The sequence below is a fragment of the Streptomyces sp. MBT53 genome, assembly GCF_016654115.1.
GTDB lineage: Bacteria > Actinomycetota > Actinomycetes > Streptomycetales > Streptomycetaceae > Streptomyces.
On record NZ_JAEQAZ010000524.1, the window covers coordinates 1 to 388 of the forward strand.

Consider the following 388-nt stretch of genomic DNA (forward strand, 5'->3'; position numbering starts at 1 on the left):
GGGGAGATGAAGGACCCTGACAGCTCAGACGACGAAGAAGAGGCATTCGACGCACTCTTGGAGGCGTCAAGCCTTGGTGCCCCGCATGTTAAGGCTGCGGCTGAGGAGGTCCCGGAAGAAGTCCGTGAGCAACTGCGTCGCGCCAGCGTGGAGCGCAATCAGTCACGGATAGCCGAGGGGTGGGCAGAGCACGAAGCGCGAATGTTCGAACTGGAAGAATTGCGGCGGCTGACCTCGCCCACTCCAAGTCAGCTTCGGCGCATTGCTGAACTCCAGCTCGACCTCCACGGTATGGGCGTGGCTCTCCGGTACTGGCGTGCTGCGGCAGACGCCGGGGACCAGGATGCCAAGGACATCGTGGCTGACTGGGATGCCGACTTCAAGGGTG

The 388-nt window shown here is 62.6% G+C and carries 1 protein-coding gene; it reads left to right on the forward strand.

The window, feature by feature from the left end; genetic code table 11:
- Positions 1–6: 6 nt before the first annotated feature.
- On the forward strand, positions 7–388 hold a 382-nt coding region (locus JHN45_RS52590; protein WP_201056611.1), incomplete at its 3' end, for a hypothetical protein.